This window comes from Chitinimonas violaceus (assembly GCF_052601015.1).
This window is the reverse complement of record NZ_JBQXDJ010000053.1, coordinates 13,094-29,482: the sequence shown is the minus strand read 5'-3', so window position 1 is coordinate 29,482 and position 16,389 is coordinate 13,094. Positions and strand designations below refer to the sequence as shown.

Below are 16,389 nucleotides of genomic sequence, written 5' to 3'. Positions count from 1 at the left end.
GCCTCTGCCTCCTTAAGCACGGTGATGATTTGGCTGTCCGAAAATCTCGATTTCTTCATTTTGTAGAACTCCCTCTATCCGAGAAAATTCTACTTCTGCACACCCCTATTTTCCGGGGGGATTACCGAAGGATAAATTGGCAATCAAGACGGATGTGTTATTTGATGCGCCAACTTTGCTTGTTCCCTCAGTAATTCCCCGAGTTGCAGGCTTTACGTGCAACCTCTACATAGGGCAAGACATTATGGCGTAGGAAGAAAAGCACTGCCTGCATGCTCACGTCCAACGGTCAGCTTCTCAGCCAAAATTGTCCATTGGTTCTTCTTCAAGTCAAATGTCTCTATCGAATCGAGCGCTTTCCCGTCATTGCCGCTGCCACCGAAAACGTAGATATGTCCTTTGTACGTTTGCGCCGTTGCCCCTTTACGAATCTGACTCATGTCGGGAAGTATCGACCACTTATCTGTAGCAGGGTCGTAAACCTCAGAGGACTTGAGGTCGTTGCCCCCAATGGCGTAGATCTTTCCGTCAACCACCGCCACGGCCATATTCCAACGGGCAAGGCTCATAGCTGTTGCATTAGACCACTCACCTGTTTTCAGGCTCATCTTCTCTACTGAGGACAAAGCATTAATACCATCGTAACCGCCCACGACGTAAAGATAATCGCCTAACTGTACAAGACCTGGTGCGAAGCGTTTTGCATGAAGTTTGTGCTCACTCATGAACCACTTGTTCTTTTTAAGATCAAGGAATTCGACCGTGTCCAAGGGTTTATCCCACTCAATACCACCGCCAACGGCATAGATCTTATCGTTGACTAGAATCGTTCCAGGAGCATCACGTGTGACATTGGTAGACGGGCCAACCGACCATTTGTCCTTCTTCGTATCAAGGATGAGAACTTCATCGAGAGAAGCATCACCATTGTGACCGCCAATCACATAGATTTTTGAGCCTACCGTGACTGGACGAACACCATAACGCTTTGATGGCATGTCCGCCGTTTTATGAATTTTCCCTGTTGCAAAGTCGAATACATCAACGCTCTTTTCAAGGTAGTCTCCTGGCGTCATTCCCCCGAAGATGTACAGCGTCACAGCCAGAATGGACTGGTGCATAAACATTACTCTCTACTTTAAAATCTTAGACTTGGAACCCAAAAGAACAGGTCTTTTCCTCTTATCTAAGAACCTGTTTACGAGCTTACTGCACAGCTGTAACCAGGGCATATGTGCAGCTCAAAATCCTCACGTACCAATGTACATCCCAGTTTCTGTGCTGTTCTGCACCCTGCTGACAGCTGCAAGTGACAGATCGTAAACAAGTTCTAAGAAAGTTCTTGAAACAGTAAAACGGTGAACAATCCTTTAGGCGTTGACTGTCTCAAACAATGCGTCAATCTGTTTGCGAGCACTGATGAAAGCCGCTTCGCGTGCTTGAGGCCCCATGTTTAACCCGTGTGCATGAATCACAGTGATGTCAGTAATGCCCACAAAGCCCAACACAAACTTCAAGTAATCATCATGCGCAGCTGCAGTCGGTTGGTTGGCATGCATACCGCCTGCGGTGGAGACGATTACGACCTTCTTGCCACCCACCAGGCCTTCTGGGCCATTGGCGCCATAACGGAATGTCTTTCCTGCGACAGTGACTCTGTCTATCCAGGCCTTCAACTGGCTGGGGATGGAGAAGTTGTACATCGGTGCGCCAATGATTAGGGCATCGGCAGCCAGAAATTCGTTAAGTACGCTTTCCGACAATGCGGCTTCGTGGGCCTGTGCAGCATTGCGCAATTCTGCAGGTGTGCCGTTGGCGCCAAGGGTAAAACCAGTCAGTTGTCCCACTGCATCACCAGCCAGATCACGATAGCTGATGACTACATCGGGTTGGTTGGCCCGCCAGGCATTGGCGACATCTAGCGTGAGTTGGCGTGAGGAAGAAGCGTCACCAAGGATGCTGGAATCAATATGGACGAGTTTCATGATGTTCTCCGGTTCGTGTCGCCAAGCTGGCGACTTGCTTGGATTGAATACTATGCATGGTGTTAATCATTGAATAGATAGCTAAAATGCAATGGATCGTTCTATTAATGGGACAACAAGATGCAAGACCTGAATGACCTGCACTATTTCGCGCAGGTGGTGGATGCTGGAGGTTTTGCCGCAGCGGGAAGAGCGCTCGGCATACCGAAGTCACGGTTGTCGCGGCGAATTGCTGGGTTGGAAAGTCGGCTTGGTGTGCGGCTGCTGCAGCGTACTACCCGCAAGCTGGCGCTGACTGAAGTAGGTGAGCTCTACTACCAGCAATGTTTAGTGATGCTGCAGGCGGCTGAGGCGGCAGATGAAGCAGTAGCCATGCTCAGCGTTGTACCGCGTGGCAGGTTAAGGGTGTCCTGCCCGGTGTCACTATTGCAGGACATCGTGGCTGATATGATTCCCGCATTCCTCGCGGCCTATCCGGAAGTACGCCTGGAAGTGATCATGACCAACCGCCGAGTGGACATGCTGGAGGAAGGCATTGATGTGGCGCTTCGGGTGCGCAGCCCTAATGATGAGGACCCGGCTCTTGTATCCAGACGCTTGTTGCCTGCGGAGGGCGTGCTGGTTATGGCCGCCAGCTTGCGCGCTGAGGTAAAGATCAGCGAACCAGCCGATTTGGCAAAGCTACCCGCATTGGGCGCAATTGAGCCGGATCGCAAAGTACATTGGGTGCTGACTGGCCCGGATGGTCGTACTGAAGATGTCGCATTGGAGCCGCGTCTGGCGATAGAAGACTTTGGCATCCGTAAATTGGCAGCCTTACGTGGTCTGGGGGTGACGATGTTACCGATACCCAATTGTCAGGACGAACTGGCTGCGGGTACCTTGGTTCGATTGTTACCAGACTGGACGATGCCGGTTGCCAACCTGCAAGCGGTCTATCCACATAGGCGGGGTTTGCTGCCCGCTGCTCGGGTATTCGTGGATTTTCTTGTTCAGGAATTCAGCCGGGATACCCGGCGTATGGTGTAGGCGAGAGTTTCGAGTCGTGTATATGCAGAAGTTCAGACTTAATCACAGCTGCGCAGTAAAACCGCTTTGCCTTATCAAATTACTCGAATACCTGTTGTACTCAGCCTGAGCAAGTCTTGTATTGCGGATGTCCCTAGGCTTTGCTTCCACCGGATTTTGCTACTCTCGACAGGTTCAGCGAAGTACAGGCATCCACTACTAAATTAAGTTGTGCCATGAGTCAGCATTGCAATGTCTCTTGGAGCCTGTTCAACGTCTCGCGAGCGAGAGCAAGACAAGGCGGAAACAGCCGAGGAAGCGGAGTTTACAAGTGGTAAACGAGCATTCCGGGGCTGTTTTCAACGCCGTAATTGCTAAAGCGCAGCAGACTTTGAACAGGCTCTTAAGCCGAGGTGATTTCAATGCCGGTACCTGAGTGCAACGCTTCGCGTCCCTAGTATCCACCTACACAGAGCTCCCCATGCAAACAGCAGCTATAGCCGCAGTTACTGCAGCGCCGCGTCCTTTGGGCGCCAGCGATTACAAAACCCTCTCTCTGGCTGCCTTAGGCGGTTCATTGGAGTTCTACGACTTCGTCATCTTTGTATTCTTCGCTACAGTGCTGGGCCAGCTGTTCTTCCCACCGGAAATTCCGGATTGGTTACGTCAACTGCAGACGTTTGGCATTTTTGCTGCCGGCTATCTGGTCCGCCCCTTGGGTGGCATTGTGATGGCGCACTTTGGTGATCTATTAGGCCGTAAGCGGATGTTCGCCTTGAGCATTCTGATGATGTCGGTACCCACTTTGCTGATGGGTCTTTTGCCCACATACGCCAGCATCGGCCTTGCTGCACCACTGATGTTGTTGGCTTTGCGCATCATGCAGGGTGCGGCAGTGGGGGGAGAGGTACCTGGCGCGTGGGTGTTTGTCTCTGAACACGTGCCCGGTAGGCGCATTGGTTTTGCCTGCGGCACGCTGACTGCAGGATTGTCCATTGGCATCCTGCTAGGCTCGTTTATCGCTACGCTTGCCAATACGCTGTTTACGCAGGAGGAACTGTATAGCTACGGCTGGCGTATTCCTTTCCTGTTGGGTGGTGTGTTTGGCATTTGTTCCATGTTTTTGCGGCGCTATCTGGAAGAGACCCCCGTCTTCGCTGAAATGAAGCAGAAGAAGACCCTGGCGGCCGAACTGCCATTGAAGACCGTGTTACGGGAACATCGCACCGGAGTGCTGCATTCAATGTTGCTGACCTGGTTGATGTCAGCTGCGCTGGTGGTGATGATTTTGCTGACGCCATCCATGCTGCAAAAGAGCTTTGGCTTTGATGCAGTCACAACTTTGAACGCCAACAGTGCTGCGGTGATTTGCCTGGTGCTGGGTAATATCCTGGTGGGTTTTATTGCAGACCGGTTTGGTGCTGCCCGAACCATGTTCGTGGGGGCATTCTTCCTCGGGCTTTGCAGCTGGTTGCTGTATGCCAATCTTGCCGCACACCCGGAATGGCTACTGCCGTTGTACGCACTGGCGGGTTTCAGTGTGGGTATTTCCGGGGCGATACCTTATGTGATGGTGCATGCGTTTCCAGCCAAGGTACGTTTCACCGGCTTGTCATTCTCCTACAACGTCGCATATGCCATTTTTGGCGGCTTGACGCCGATTCTGGTGGGGTTCTTGGCCAAGTCGACACCGCTTGCGCCGGCGTACTATGTTGTTGCGGTATCCATCGTTGGTATGGTGACAGCCTGTTTCCTGCCACGAAAGCCAGCTTTTAATTAGTAGTCAGTTCGTCTACTTGTTTGGCGTTTTGCGCGCCGTGAAATAAAGGGCCGGTATTTCCGGCCCTTTATTCATTTATGAATTGTGCGGTAGACCTAGTCGCCAGAGCGATGTGACTTCCGCAGCCCGTGCTTGGTGCAAAACATCGGTATGGTCAGATGCGCGAGGATGGCGGGGGCGGATGTCGTGCCGTTCCAATACACTTAAACCGGCTTTGTCTATGGCGTCGAGCAGGAATGTTCTTGTACGCAGACCAAGGTGTTCGGCCAAGTCTGAAAGTATCAGCCAACCTTCGCCGTTTGGCGTTAAGTGAGCAGCCAGGCCATTCAGAAACCCCAGCAACATCTGGTTCTCTGGGTCGTAAACGGCGTATTCAATTGGCGAACTAGGCCGTGCTGGCACCCAGGGTGGATTACAGACAATTAGCGGTGCGCGCCCTGTCGGGAAGAGGTCGGTTTGTAATAACTCGACTTGGCCAGCATAACCCAGGCGCTGCAGGTTTTCGCTGGCACACGCCAGTGCACGCGGGTCCTGATCAGTTGCGATGATGTGTTTGATGCCACGTTTGGCCAATACTGCGGACAATACACCTGTACCGGTACCGATATCGAAGCCCAGTTCAAGAGAGGGTAGCGGTGCGCTGGCTACCAGGTCGACATATTCGCCACGTAATGGCGAGAACACCCCATGATGGGGATGGATACGTTCGCCCAGCACGGGGACTTCCACTCCCTTCTTGTACCACTCATGGGCACCAATCAAGCCCTGCAGTTCCCGTAACGAGACGACCGAGTTCTGTGCGGCAGCGCCGTACACTGCTTTGCAGGCTGCGCTAACTTCCGGCGCGCGGCGCAAAGGAATGCAGTAATCGGCATCCAAGGGTACAAGCAGCATACTTAAAGTGCGTGCACGCTGGGCTTGCGCCTGCCGATGCAAATGGAAAGACTCAATCGGCGTCGCCCCTGCTTTTCGTGGTGTGCGGTCGATACGCCGCGCCATTGCTTGCAGCAGTTGACGTGCGTTGTGGTAGTCCCCCTGCCATAGCAATGCAGTACCTTCGCAAGCCAGCCGGTAGGCAGTATCGGCTTTGAGCGTATCGTCAGCCAGACGTACGCGTTTGGGCGGGGTTGCTCCGCTTTGAGAGCGCCACAATGCGCTATATGCCTTACCAGTTTCTGTCCAATGCAGCAGGGATGCTTCAACTTCTGTCATAGGTGGGCAAGTATTGGGGTAGATGGGTTTATTTGGTGCGATAGGCGCAGAAATCCGGCCTCGGGCCAATACGCGGATGATTGCGGCAAGTATTGGGACGCTTGTCGTAGATCGTACAACGACGTGTACCGGCATCCAAATAAGTGCAATCGCCATTGGCGCGCCGGGCAAGTGTGAAAATGCTTTGCTTGAAATTGAACTGGGTAACTATCTTCGCTTTGGTCAAGCGTTTGGCAATATCCTTGGCGGGTATGTGTTCCACTTCGAATACGTCGACCAAACCCATACGCACCAAGTCACCGAGCTTCACTTCCACTGGCATGGTGCAACAGGTTGCCATACAGCTGTCGCACAGGCCATTGCGGTATTTGATCCAGGTACCGGTACGGTCAAGGTCGGACAGATGGATAAAAGGTTTTTGCATGGTCGCAAGGATGGGAAGCGGGAGCGGATTATATCGACCCACCGCATCTTCAACCTGTTTGACTGGCGAATGGTGCTGGTTGCAATGAGCGCATCGGCCCTTTCTTGCCACCGAGCAGACTCAGTATTAAGAAAGGGTACCTGCCTTATTTGCTTAAAGCCGGCCTCCGGCACGCCGCAACAAAATCATAGTTGCGGTCATATATGTTGGTATTCACGTCCAGCATACCCAGCATGGTATGGAACAGGTTGTCGTGGCTCAGGGGGCTGGTCCGTTGCGTCTGCATGCACTGGGTGTCGAGCCCGAAACTGTTGGCATAGCCTGGAGAGGTCCACATCACCATCGGGACGGAAGTCTGTTCTTTGGGCGCGATGGAGTAGGGCAGTCCATGCAGGAAGATGCCATTCTCGCCTAGCGACTCGCCATGGTCCGAGACGTAAATCATGGCTGCGTCATGGCTGGTCTGTTTTGCCAGTAGCTTGATCGTCTCCGCCAGGAAATGGTCGGTATACAAGAGCGCATTGTCGTAGCTGTTGCGTACAGCTTCGACCGAGCATTTACCGAGATCGGAAGTATCGCAGGTCGGCGTGAAGCGGCGCATCGCAGCCGGATAGCGCTTGTAATACGCAGGACCATGATTACCCAGCTGATGCATGACGACCACGATGTTGCCAGACTCGCGGGTTATGCGTTCCTGCAAGCCTTTGAGCATGATCTCGTCCAAGCAGCTGCCATTCTGGCAAAGAGCAGCATCGGTTTCGTTGCTGGTGCTCTCGGTTTCCAAACCATTGCAAACCCCTTTGCACCCCGATTGATTATCGCGCCATAGCACTTTATGGCCGGCACGGTTCAGCACATGCAGTACGGATTCATGCTGCTTGATGGCGTCTTCATCGTAATTTCGGCGACCAAATGGTGAGAACATGCAGGGAACGGAAACCTCGGTATTGCTGCCACACGATTGCACATTGGGGAAGTTGATGACATCAAGCTTGGCCAATTCCGGCGTGGTCTGGCGGCTATAGCCATTCAGACCCCAGTTCATGGCGCGGGCGGTTTCGCCCACCACAAGCACCAGTACCGTCGGCTTGCTGCGCTGTTGCCAGCTGGCGGCGAGCTTTGCATCGGTGCCTATTGGTTGAATCGGCTTGCTTGCACCTTTCATATCGCTTGCCAATACCCGGCCCAGTGAAACGAGGTAATTACCCGGGGTAATGAGGTGGCGAACTGTTTTTTGATTGCGCATCAATGACGAGAAGTCCTGGAATACTGCCAGCATCGCACCCACGGCAATCACTAATGCGACAAGAATCCATCCTGCCCGTATCAGCAACGTACGCCGCCAGGGGCGGGTTTTGATCGTGACGCGTGTCAGTACCAGCAAGGGTAACCCGGTGTAAACCAGCAAATGGGGTAGCAGGCTCCAGGTCATCAAGTCGCGGGCTTCTTTGACATCGGTACGCAGCACGTTACGGACCATGCTGGTATCGAGATACACATGGTAGCGCTGCATGTAATAGGTGGTGAATCCGGTAACCACGAACAGTAAGCCCAGCAAGGGTTTTACGGTCCAACGGTTCATGAACAACAGCAGAATCGCAAGGTGAATGGCACCTAACGATATACCAACAGCGCAAGCGAATCCCCATGACGCCAGGCTGGTGATATCTCGACCATCCATGGCGGCCTGCCAGAACAAGGTATTGCAGGCAGTCAGAAAGAAGAAACATGCCAGCGCGGTTAGCATTTCCACGCTCAGGCTGGGGCGATGTTGAAACCACCTGCGCTGCAAAGGATTTGGCTGAATAACAGGGGAGCCGGAGGAAACAACCGTCATATCAATGCGCTACCTTGGTCTTTACGACCGAACCATTTACGGGGTTGAAATACACTTTCACTTTTTTGCCTGCTTTATCGTGGCCATAGATCGCATAGCAATGGGATGTCGTTTTGAATTTACGGACCTGATACCCATCCTGCCTCAGCTTTTCCTGGAATTTCGTCTGCGGCATCCAGTGCTCGGGCGCAACCATTGTGCACTTTGGCGAAGCCAGGGCGGTAGAGGTCAGAACAGCTGCAAGCAGGGGGTAGAACGCAGACATGGTGGTGTGTTGGTTTGGGAGGAAGGTGTTATTGCAAGCTGGGCAGCTTAATGGCGACTTAAACTTTGTGATATTTGTCTTTAAGTGTTCACACAGCAGACGCTGAACAGCCTCATTGCCGGCCGGAGTCTATGGCTCATAAGCCATTCAGGCAAGGTAAGCCAGGAGTTGGTCAAAGCGCCATTTTAAATAAGGTCTGTCCTGTGGGGTTGTGTGGCCTACTTAAGCTAAAATCATGCGTTTCGATATGTCATGGTGCGCAATTGGTGTGCCGGCTTTGTGGAGAGTTCCCAAATGTTTCATTCCCCCCTTATCCAGGATCTGCATGATCGCGGTCTGATCGCGCAGTCAACCGATGCGCAAGCGCTCGATGAATTACTGGCTAAGGAGTCGGTGACGCTCTATTGCGGTTTTGACCCTACCGCGGACAGCCTGCATATAGGCAGCCTTGTGCCCATTCTGGTGCTGAGGCGTTTTCAGCAGGCTGGCCATAAACCCATCGCCTTGGTTGGCGGCGCTACCGGCATGATCGGCGACCCAAGCTTCAAGGCTGCTGAGCGCAAACTGAATACCCCGGATGTGATCGAGGGTTGGGTATATAAGATTCGTGATCAGGTTGCACCCTTCTTGAGCTTCGAGGGTGAAAACGCTGCGGTAATGGCGAATAACCATGACTGGTTCTGCCCAATGAGCGTATTGGATTTCCTGCGCGATATCGGCAAGCATTTCTCGGTCAACGCCATGATCAAGAAGGAATCGGTGCAGCAGCGGATCAGCCGGGACGATCAGGGCATTTCGTTTACCGAATTTTCCTACAGCCTTTTGCAGGGCTACGACTTCACCGAGCTGAACAAGCGCTTTGGTTGCAAGCTGCAAATTGGCGGGTCGGATCAGTGGGGTAATATCACTGCCGGGACCGATCTGACTCGCCGGCTAAATCAACAGCAGGTATTCGGTTTGACGTTGCCTTTGGTGACAAAGTCTGACGGCACCAAGTTCGGGAAGACCGAGACCGGTACGATCTGGCTCGATGCCAAGAAAACCTCGCCATACGCTTTTTACCAGTTCTGGCTTAATACGGCCGACGCAGATGTCTACAAATTCCTGCGTTACTTCAGCTTCCTGAGCCCTGCCGACATTACCACCATCGAAGAAGCAGATAAACAAAGTGGCAAGAAACCCGAGGCCCAGCGCATTCTGGCTGAGCAGGTGACAGCTATCGTGCATGGGCAGGACGCGGTGGTGGCTGCGCAGCGTATCAGCCAGAGCCTGTTCAGCGACAGTCTGTCGGCGCTGACTGAGTCGGACTTCGAACAGCTTGCCCAGGATGGCATGCCCGGCGTGATACTGGAAAAGTCGGTTGCGAGCCTGATCGATGCTTTGGTGGCAGCCAACCTGGCGAAGTCCAAGAGTGAAGCGCGCACCTTTATCCAAAGCGGTGCTGTCAGCATCAATGGCGAGAAGGCCGAGACGCTGGAGCATGTATTTGTAGATAGAGAACGGCTGTTTGGCCGCTTTACTCTGCTCAAACGCGGGAAGAAGAATTACGGTCTGGTGAGTTGGCAGTAATTAATGGGTAACTTGGCTGGTAAGGAAAAAAGGCGGATGTAGTTCCGCCTTTTTCTTTTTATGGCGCAGGGGAGAGGGTCTCTAGTCCGGACTATGCATGAATTTATCGAGTGCTTTGGCCTCAGTTGCCTGGTATTCCGTAGATTGGCGATTCTTCGCGATTGACTGCCAAATCGCGTTGATGCGAGCAGGTGATTTGGCATAGGCCTGCTTATTGATGATCAGGTACAAAGCCTCGGAGCGGAAAGGTTTGGCCAAGGTTCGAACCTTGCCTCTGAAACGCAGGTCATTGTTAGCCATTTTGACGGCGACAGGTCCCTGGATGATGACGGCGCCGGCAAGATTGGTAACCAGGATCCGCAACAACTCATCAGCATCTTTACTTTCTGCTGTCACAGGAATACCCAGCTTATTCAGCCAGTAGATGACTGAGTAGCCGCGCTGTGTTGCGATGCTGCCGTTAAGGTTCTGAAAGCGCACACCATCCCACTCGACCTTGCTCTCGGTTGCGGCAAACAGGTAGAAATGATCGCGCCAAAGCATGCTGCCCGGGTCTACCTGGCCATTGGCACTTCTGGGGTATTCAACAAAAACTTGCCGTTCTGGCACATCTGCCGCGCCGATCACGCCATCGACGATGCCAGCTTTTACCTCTTCGATACATCGCTTCCAGGGTTTACCGGAATACGTGAATTGCTCGCTCAGTTCGGTTTCGACTTTATGCAATAAGTCGAAGGCCAGTCCATGCCCATCACCAAAGGTCCACGGTGGCTGGTCTACATCCTCATAGCAAAGGCGAAGGGGGTTGGCTTGCACCAGGGTGCCAATCCATAGGAAACAGGATAGCGTGATGGCACGCAATAACACCCGGTGGCTGGATATATTGGATAGGTGCATAGGATAACACTCTGACAGGTTTTTCCCCACCTGCATGGGTAAGGTCGGCAATCGTCCTTCGACCCTTCCATGTGTAGCACATGGTGCTGTAAAGCTCGCACAAATAGTGGTTACTGCTTCGTGAAAGCTTCCATGATCTTGGCTTCGTATGCCCGGTATTCGGCAGATTGATGTTGCCGCGCAATGGCTCGCCAGATGTTGTTATAACGTTCGGGTGACTTGGCGTAACTGATCTTGCTGACAATCAGATATAGCGGCTCGGTACGATAGGGGCGGGGTAGTACACGAATCTTGTTACGGAATCGTAGGTCGGTTTGTGTGAGTTTTACAGCAATAGGCCCTTGAATAATGCCAGCCTCGGCGATGCCCATGTTCACTAGCCGTAGCACCTCTTCCGCACTCTTGCTCTCGCTGGTAACGGGCAGATTCTGGTCTTTCAACCAGTTCACTACTGAATAACCAGCCTGTGCAGCCACTTGCCCATTCAGGTTGTGAAACGCGTTCCCGTCCCATTCAACTTTGCTTTGTTCCAGCACGAAGATATTGAAACTCTCTTGCCATAGCCGGCTATTGGCATCGGTCTTACCTTTGGCATCTTTGGGGTATTCGCTATAGACATGCCGTTCTGGCAATTCCACAGCGCCGATTACCGCATCGACAACCCCCTGCTTCGCTTCCCCCAGGCACCGTTTCCAGGGCTTGACTTGAAACTGGAATTCTTCCTTCAGCTCGGTAGCCACTTTACGCAGCAGGTCCAGGGCTATGCCCTGCCCATTGAGATAAGTCCAAGGGGGCTGATCGACATCCTCATAACAAATACGAACCGGGGCTGCCTGAACAGAAGTGATCAATACGAAGCCACCAAGCAAGAGGGGCAGAGAAGCTGGCAGCAGAGCGGTGAGCAGACGCATAGGCACACTCAGGTGGGTTTTACCGCCCAATGTAGGAGTGTGTTGGTGGCGGTAGGCCGACCCTTTCATGTGTAGCACATGCCGGGACAAGCAGTTAGCGATGCCAGCTAAATAGTGGCTAAATTTGCTATGGCTTGATATTGCACCGCTACGTGCCCTTACCGATCCCGCCGTTTAGGAAAATTGGAAGCACTATTGGAGGCGGTGGGGTCATCTTCATGAGAGGTTGGCGCTGTTGCACCTTCCGCTTCCGATTCATCCGCGTCTGCTGTCGATGCTTCCTCCGTTGTTGGCCACGCAGCGTTCTGCATATCGATACCGCTGACAAAACCCTGGCCTGGTTGGGCACTGCGGAAATACCACTCACCCCCGATTTTGACGACATCGGATGGCTCGGGCATCTCGTAATACGGGATGTCCTTCAGCGCAGGTTTCATGAAGCGCATCCACTGCGGCAAGGCCAACTGTGCGCCTGCACCGCTACTGCCCAGTGAGCGTGGTTGATCAAACCCCACCCAGCTGATGGCGACCAACTCATGCTGGTAGCCTGCGAACCAGGCATCGCGGATCTGGTTGGTGGTGCCTGTTTTTCCACCAATATCGGTACGTCCGAGCTGGTTGGTCTGGTAGGCGGTGCCATTCTGGGCAACCCCCTTCAACAGACTATGCATGATGAAGGCGTTGGCTTCGCTCAATACACGGGGCGCATCGATGCCCGCTTGTAAGACTTTCGTAGCCCGCAATTGCTTACCATTGCCATCGCGTACTTCGCGGATCAGATAAGGCGTGACCTTGAAGCCACCGTTGGCGAACACCGCATACCCTCCAGCCAGCTGCAACGGAGTGCTGTCGCCTGCACCCAAGGCCAATGGCAGGTAAGGCGGCATTTGCTTTTGTTCAAAGCCAAAGCGTGTGATGTAGTCTCGTGCGTAAGGTACACCGATAAAATCGAGCACCCGCACAGCGACTTGGTTCTTGGACTTTTTTAGGCCTGAGCGCAGGGTAATGGGGCCGGAGGAGACGCCATCGTCGTTTTTCGGTTGCCAGACTTCATCGCGATTCGGGTCGAGTTTCCTCGAAAAGGGAGCATCGTTGACCAAGGTGGCTGGGCCGACACCTTTTTCCAGTGCAGCCGAGTAAACAAAGGGCTTGAAAGCCGAACCCGGTTGGCGAATGGCTTGTGAAGCCCGGTTGAAATGGTTGACCTGAAAGTCGAAACCACCGACCAGTGCCTTGATTGCACCATCCTGCGGCCGTAAAGCCACGAGGCTGCCTTGTACTTCGGGCAGCTGGCTGATTTCTGGTTTTTTCGTATCCGCCAGCGATAAGCGGATGATAGAGCCTGGCCGCAATCGAAGCCCCGCTGGCGCATCGTTACGTAAGCTGCGGGCGGCAAAACGCAGGCCAGCACCGCTTATACGGTGGGTTTCGCCATCGCCTGTCATGGCGCGTACCTCCCGGGCACTGGCGCTCAGCACGACGGCTGAGGGCAATGCATCTGCATCAGGGTGGCGCTCTAACGCGGCCTCAATGGCATTTTCCTGCTCGTCTTCATCCTCTGGCAGCACCATGGAACCCTCTGGCCCACGGTAGTCATGTTTGCGATCGTATTCCAGTAGGCTGGTGCGCACCGCTGTCCACGCCAGTATCTGGGTGGCGTAATTCAGTGTGGTGCTGACAACAAGGCCCTTGGTGTAGGCCGCCTCGCCATACTGCGCCACCATTTCCTGGCGCACCATTTCGGCTGCGTACTCTGCATAGGGCTTGGAGGCCGGCGTGGCGCTGGTGCCGAGTGCGAGCTTGAGCGGTTCTGCTATGGCAGCTTCATACTGTTTGTTGTCAATATACCCCAGTTCCTGCATGCGCTTAAGGATATAGGTCTGACGTAGGCGTGCACGTTTGGGGTTGACTACCGGGTTGAAGGTGGCTGGGGCCTTGGGTAGGCCTGCCAACATGGCGGCCTCAGCCAGGGTGACGTCTTTCAGTTCCTTGCCGTAATACACCCGTGCTGCGCTGGCAAAACCATACGCGCGTTGGCCGAGATAAATCTGGTTCAGATAGAGCTCAAGGATATCGTCCTTGCTGCGTACCGCCTCAATCTTGTACGCGACCATGATTTCGCGCAGCTTGCGGGTGAAGGTCTTGTCTTTGGTCAGGAACAGATCGCGCGCCAGCTGCATGCTGATGGTGCTGGCACCCTGACCACGTTCGCCACTGCCCAGGTTGGCCAGCCCGGCGCGTAATATGCCCACCACATCGACTGCGCCGTGTTCATAGAACCGCGCATCTTCAATTGCCAATACCGCGTGCTTGAGGTCGGCTGGGGTATCCACCAGCTTCACCAGACTGCGGCGCTCCTGGCCGAATTCGCCGATCAACACCCCGTCTTCCGAGTACACTCGCAGCGGCACCTTGGGCTGAAGGTTATCGAGCTCATCCAGCGAAGGGAGGTCCTGCTGCAACCACCAGCTCCCGATAAGCAGCCCTACAACGACGACAGCGATCAGGCAGAGCAGCCATTTGCGCCAGCGCCGCCAGAGGTTTCCCTGTCGCGAGGATTGGGTTGGTTCGGGTTGAGGTTGAAGGTCTGATGTCGTCACAATCGTCTACAGCATGGGTGGGGCGGAGTGGGGCAATACTGCAAACCCGCGGCATCTTATCCTTTCCGGCATGCGATGGTGTAGAGGCTGTTGACCTCTAGCAGGGTAGCTGTATACAGACGCTGCCTGCTAGCGGTAATCCTAGTCTAATGGGGTTGTTGCTGAGCATGTGTCAATACCCGTTGGCTCATGCTGGCGGCAAGCACCTCTTCGCTGATCAACACCTCGACATTGCGCAGATTCCGCAAGTATTCGGCCTCTACATCACTATGGCTGCGTACGAATATCGCCACCGCAGGATTGAGCAATTGGGCGACCTCGATAATCTGGCGCACATGCAGCGGGTTTGGGATGGCGATGACGAGTATGCCAGCCCGGGCGATATGGGCCTGGATCAATACAGCCGGCTCTGCCGCATCGCCGGATACGGCAGGTATGCCTTCATCGCGCAGGCGCTCGACAATTTCGCGGTTTTGCTCGGCAACCACAAACGAGAAGCCTGACTCACCCAATACTTGGGCGATACGCCGCCCAACCCTGCCGTAGCCGACGAGCACCACCTGACCGGTCAGGAGTTTCTGATCGACAGTCGTGGGCAGTTCAGCCAGTGGGTCATCGGGCCGCTCCAGCAGTTGTGCGAGATTGTTGCGCGCACGTATCCAGCGTTGGATGGGTTCGATGGCATGAAATACCAGCGGGTTCAGCGCAATCGAGATCAATGCGCCAGCCAATACGAGGCTCTGTATTTCCGATGATACGAGGCCCAGGCTCATGCCAAGGCCGATGAGAATGAAGGAGAACTCACCGATCTGTGCCAGGCTAGCCGAGACGGTAAGTGCGGTATTGAGTGGGTAGCGGAAGGCGATAACCAACAGAAATGCCGCCAGCGATTTACCGAAGATGATGATGGCGACAACAGCCAGCACCTGTAATGGTTGATCGAGCAGGATGCGGGGGTCGAACAACATGCCGACCGAAACGAAAAACAGTACCGAGAACGCATCGCGTAACGGCAGCGATTCCTCGGCTGCGCGGTGGCTCAGTGGTGATTCGCGCATCACCATGCCGGCAAAGAAGGCGCCAAGCGCAAAGGACACGCCGAACAAGTGGGCGGAACCATAGGCAATACCTACTGCGGCCGCGATGATGCATAGGGTGAATAGTTCGCGTGAGCCGGTGCGTGATGCCTGCAGCAAGATCCAGGGAAAGACGCGCTTACCGACGACCAGCATCAACGCCACAAAGGCGGCGACTTGCCCCAACGTGCTGGCCAGCGTGATCCACAAAGAGGTATCGCCCGCATTGGCTGCGGCTTTACCGCCTAACCAGCCGGAAAGCGGGGGCAGCAACACAAGTACAAGCACCATCGCCAAGTCTTCGACCACGAGCCAGCCGACGGCGATCTTGCCATTGACCGAGTCCAACACGCCGCGGTCTTCCAGCGCACGTAACAGCACTACCGTGCTTGCGACCGATAGAGAAAGACCAAATACCAACGCACCACCTAGCGACCATCCCCAGAAGTGTGCGACACCCATACCGAGCAAGGTTGCAACGAGAATCTGCACCAGTGCTCCTGGCAGGGCAATGCGTTTTACTGAGAGCAGATCACCCAACGAAAAATGCAGGCCTACGCCAAACATCAGCAGCATCACGCCGATTTCAGCCAGTTGCCCGGCAAGACCGACATTGGCGACAAAACCTGGGGTGGCCGGGCCGATGCAGATACCGGCTAACAGGTACCCGACCAGTGGGGGTAATCTGAGCTTGGCCGCTAGAAAGCCAAAGATGAGCGAAAGGCCGAGTGCGGCCGCAATGGTGGTGATCAGCTCAACGCTGTGGGGCATGGATCGTCTCCCTTATTGATTGGGTTATGGGCTTTTGCAAGCCAACTGGGACGG

Annotated in this window: 13 protein-coding genes; 3 read left to right on the top strand and 10 right to left on the bottom strand. The window is 54.1% G+C overall.

Features of this window, described 5'->3' with window-relative positions; genetic code table 11:
- Positions 1 to 242 precede the first annotated feature (242 nt).
- Both ACUHMQ_RS15835 and ACUHMQ_RS15830 read right to left on the bottom strand, forming a co-directional pair.
- The gene (locus ACUHMQ_RS15835) at positions 243 to 1,121 is read right to left on the bottom strand and encodes a Kelch repeat-containing protein (RefSeq protein ID WP_445296432.1); all 879 of its coding nucleotides are present in this window, start codon (positions 1,119 to 1,121) and stop codon (positions 243 to 245) included.
- Between the two features lie 249 nt (positions 1,122 to 1,370).
- The gene (locus ACUHMQ_RS15830; protein WP_445296431.1) at positions 1,371 to 1,985 is read right to left on the bottom strand and encodes an FMN-dependent NADH-azoreductase; all 615 of its coding nucleotides are present in this window, start codon (positions 1,983 to 1,985) and stop codon (positions 1,371 to 1,373) included.
- 120 nt (positions 1,986 to 2,105) lie between these two features.
- On the opposite strand from ACUHMQ_RS15830, the gene ACUHMQ_RS15825 reads away from it, so the two are divergent.
- Together ACUHMQ_RS15825 and ACUHMQ_RS15820 are read left to right on the top strand one after the other, a co-directional pair.
- The gene (locus ACUHMQ_RS15825) at positions 2,106 to 3,014 is read left to right on the top strand and encodes a LysR family transcriptional regulator (protein WP_445296430.1); all 909 of its coding nucleotides are present in this window, start codon (positions 2,106 to 2,108) and stop codon (positions 3,012 to 3,014) included.
- A 460-nt stretch (positions 3,015 to 3,474) separates the two neighbouring features.
- Positions 3,475 to 4,773 (top strand): MFS transporter, encoded by a 1,299-nt coding sequence (locus ACUHMQ_RS15820; protein ID WP_445296429.1) that lies wholly within the window; start codon positions 3,475 to 3,477, stop codon positions 4,771 to 4,773.
- A 75-nt stretch (positions 4,774 to 4,848) separates the two neighbouring features.
- On the opposite strand, the gene ACUHMQ_RS15815 is transcribed toward ACUHMQ_RS15820, so the two are convergent.
- The 4 genes from ACUHMQ_RS15815 to ACUHMQ_RS15800 all read right to left on the bottom strand — a co-directional run bounded on the left by ACUHMQ_RS15815 (position 4,849) and on the right by ACUHMQ_RS15800 (position 8,511).
- Entirely contained in the window at positions 4,849 to 5,985 is a 1,137-nt protein-coding gene (locus ACUHMQ_RS15815) for a methyltransferase (RefSeq protein WP_445296428.1), read from the bottom strand.
- Positions 5,986 to 6,013: 28 nt separating this feature from the next.
- Positions 6,014 to 6,409, bottom strand: a complete 396-nt coding sequence (locus ACUHMQ_RS15810) for a YkgJ family cysteine cluster protein (RefSeq protein WP_445296427.1) — start codon at positions 6,407 to 6,409, stop codon at positions 6,014 to 6,016.
- Positions 6,410 to 6,554: 145 nt separating this feature from the next.
- The gene (locus ACUHMQ_RS15805; RefSeq protein ID WP_445296426.1) at positions 6,555 to 8,246 is read right to left on the bottom strand and encodes a phosphoethanolamine transferase; all 1,692 of its coding nucleotides are present in this window, start codon (positions 8,244 to 8,246) and stop codon (positions 6,555 to 6,557) included.
- A 1-nt stretch (position 8,247) separates the two neighbouring features.
- The gene (locus ACUHMQ_RS15800; protein ID WP_445296425.1) at positions 8,248 to 8,511 is read right to left on the bottom strand and encodes a PepSY domain-containing protein; all 264 of its coding nucleotides are present in this window, start codon (positions 8,509 to 8,511) and stop codon (positions 8,248 to 8,250) included.
- A gap of 294 nt (positions 8,512 to 8,805) precedes the next feature.
- On the opposite strand from ACUHMQ_RS15800, the gene tyrS reads away from it, so the two are divergent.
- A complete protein-coding gene (gene tyrS, locus ACUHMQ_RS15795) occupies positions 8,806 to 10,080 on the top strand; it encodes a tyrosine--tRNA ligase (RefSeq protein WP_445296424.1) in 1,275 nt (424 codons plus the stop codon).
- A gap of 81 nt (positions 10,081 to 10,161) precedes the next feature.
- Here tyrS and ACUHMQ_RS15790 read toward each other — a convergent pair whose 3' ends face one another.
- The 4 genes from ACUHMQ_RS15790 to ACUHMQ_RS15775 form a co-directional block, all read right to left on the bottom strand.
- Entirely contained in the window at positions 10,162 to 10,977 is an 816-nt protein-coding gene (locus ACUHMQ_RS15790) for a substrate-binding periplasmic protein (RefSeq protein WP_445296423.1), read from the bottom strand.
- Positions 10,978 to 11,087: 110 nt separating this feature from the next.
- On the bottom strand, positions 11,088 to 11,957 hold the full coding sequence (locus tag ACUHMQ_RS15785; RefSeq protein WP_445296422.1) for a substrate-binding periplasmic protein: 870 nt from the start codon (positions 11,955 to 11,957) through the stop codon (positions 11,088 to 11,090).
- 89 nt (positions 11,958 to 12,046) lie between these two features.
- Positions 12,047 to 14,350, bottom strand: a complete 2,304-nt coding sequence (locus tag ACUHMQ_RS15780; protein WP_445296421.1) for a penicillin-binding protein 1A — start codon at positions 14,348 to 14,350, stop codon at positions 12,047 to 12,049.
- Between the two features lie 284 nt (positions 14,351 to 14,634).
- The gene (locus ACUHMQ_RS15775; RefSeq protein WP_445296420.1) at positions 14,635 to 16,335 is read right to left on the bottom strand and encodes a cation:proton antiporter domain-containing protein; all 1,701 of its coding nucleotides are present in this window, start codon (positions 16,333 to 16,335) and stop codon (positions 14,635 to 14,637) included.
- Positions 16,336 to 16,389 lie beyond the last annotated feature (54 nt).

What these genes read in the sequence shown, in the direction of transcription:
- ACUHMQ_RS15835 (WP_445296432.1), bottom strand. Translation starts at nt 1,121, where the DNA reads ATGCACCAGTCCATTCTGGCTGTGACGCTGTACATCTTCGGGGGAATG.
- ACUHMQ_RS15830 (WP_445296431.1), bottom strand. Translation starts at nt 1,985, where the DNA reads ATGAAACTCGTCCATATTGATTCCAGCATCCTTGGTGACGCTTCTTCC.
- ACUHMQ_RS15825 (WP_445296430.1), top strand. Translation starts at nt 2,106, where the DNA reads ATGCAAGACCTGAATGACCTGCACTATTTCGCGCAGGTGGTGGATGCT.
- ACUHMQ_RS15820 (WP_445296429.1), top strand. Translation starts at nt 3,475, where the DNA reads ATGCAAACAGCAGCTATAGCCGCAGTTACTGCAGCGCCGCGTCCTTTG.
- ACUHMQ_RS15815 (WP_445296428.1), bottom strand. Translation starts at nt 5,985, where the DNA reads ATGACAGAAGTTGAAGCATCCCTGCTGCATTGGACAGAAACTGGTAAG.
- ACUHMQ_RS15810 (WP_445296427.1), bottom strand. Translation starts at nt 6,409, where the DNA reads ATGCAAAAACCTTTTATCCATCTGTCCGACCTTGACCGTACCGGTACC.
- ACUHMQ_RS15805 (WP_445296426.1), bottom strand. Translation starts at nt 8,246, where the DNA reads ATGACGGTTGTTTCCTCCGGCTCCCCTGTTATTCAGCCAAATCCTTTG.
- ACUHMQ_RS15800 (WP_445296425.1), bottom strand. Translation starts at nt 8,511, where the DNA reads ATGTCTGCGTTCTACCCCCTGCTTGCAGCTGTTCTGACCTCTACCGCC.
- tyrS (WP_445296424.1), top strand. Translation starts at nt 8,806, where the DNA reads ATGTTTCATTCCCCCCTTATCCAGGATCTGCATGATCGCGGTCTGATC.
- ACUHMQ_RS15790 (WP_445296423.1), bottom strand. Translation starts at nt 10,977, where the DNA reads ATGCACCTATCCAATATATCCAGCCACCGGGTGTTATTGCGTGCCATC.
- ACUHMQ_RS15785 (WP_445296422.1), bottom strand. Translation starts at nt 11,957, where the DNA reads ATGAAAGGGTCGGCCTACCGCCACCAACACACTCCTACATTGGGCGGT.
- ACUHMQ_RS15775 (WP_445296420.1), bottom strand. Translation starts at nt 16,335, where the DNA reads ATGCCCCACAGCGTTGAGCTGATCACCACCATTGCGGCCGCACTCGGC.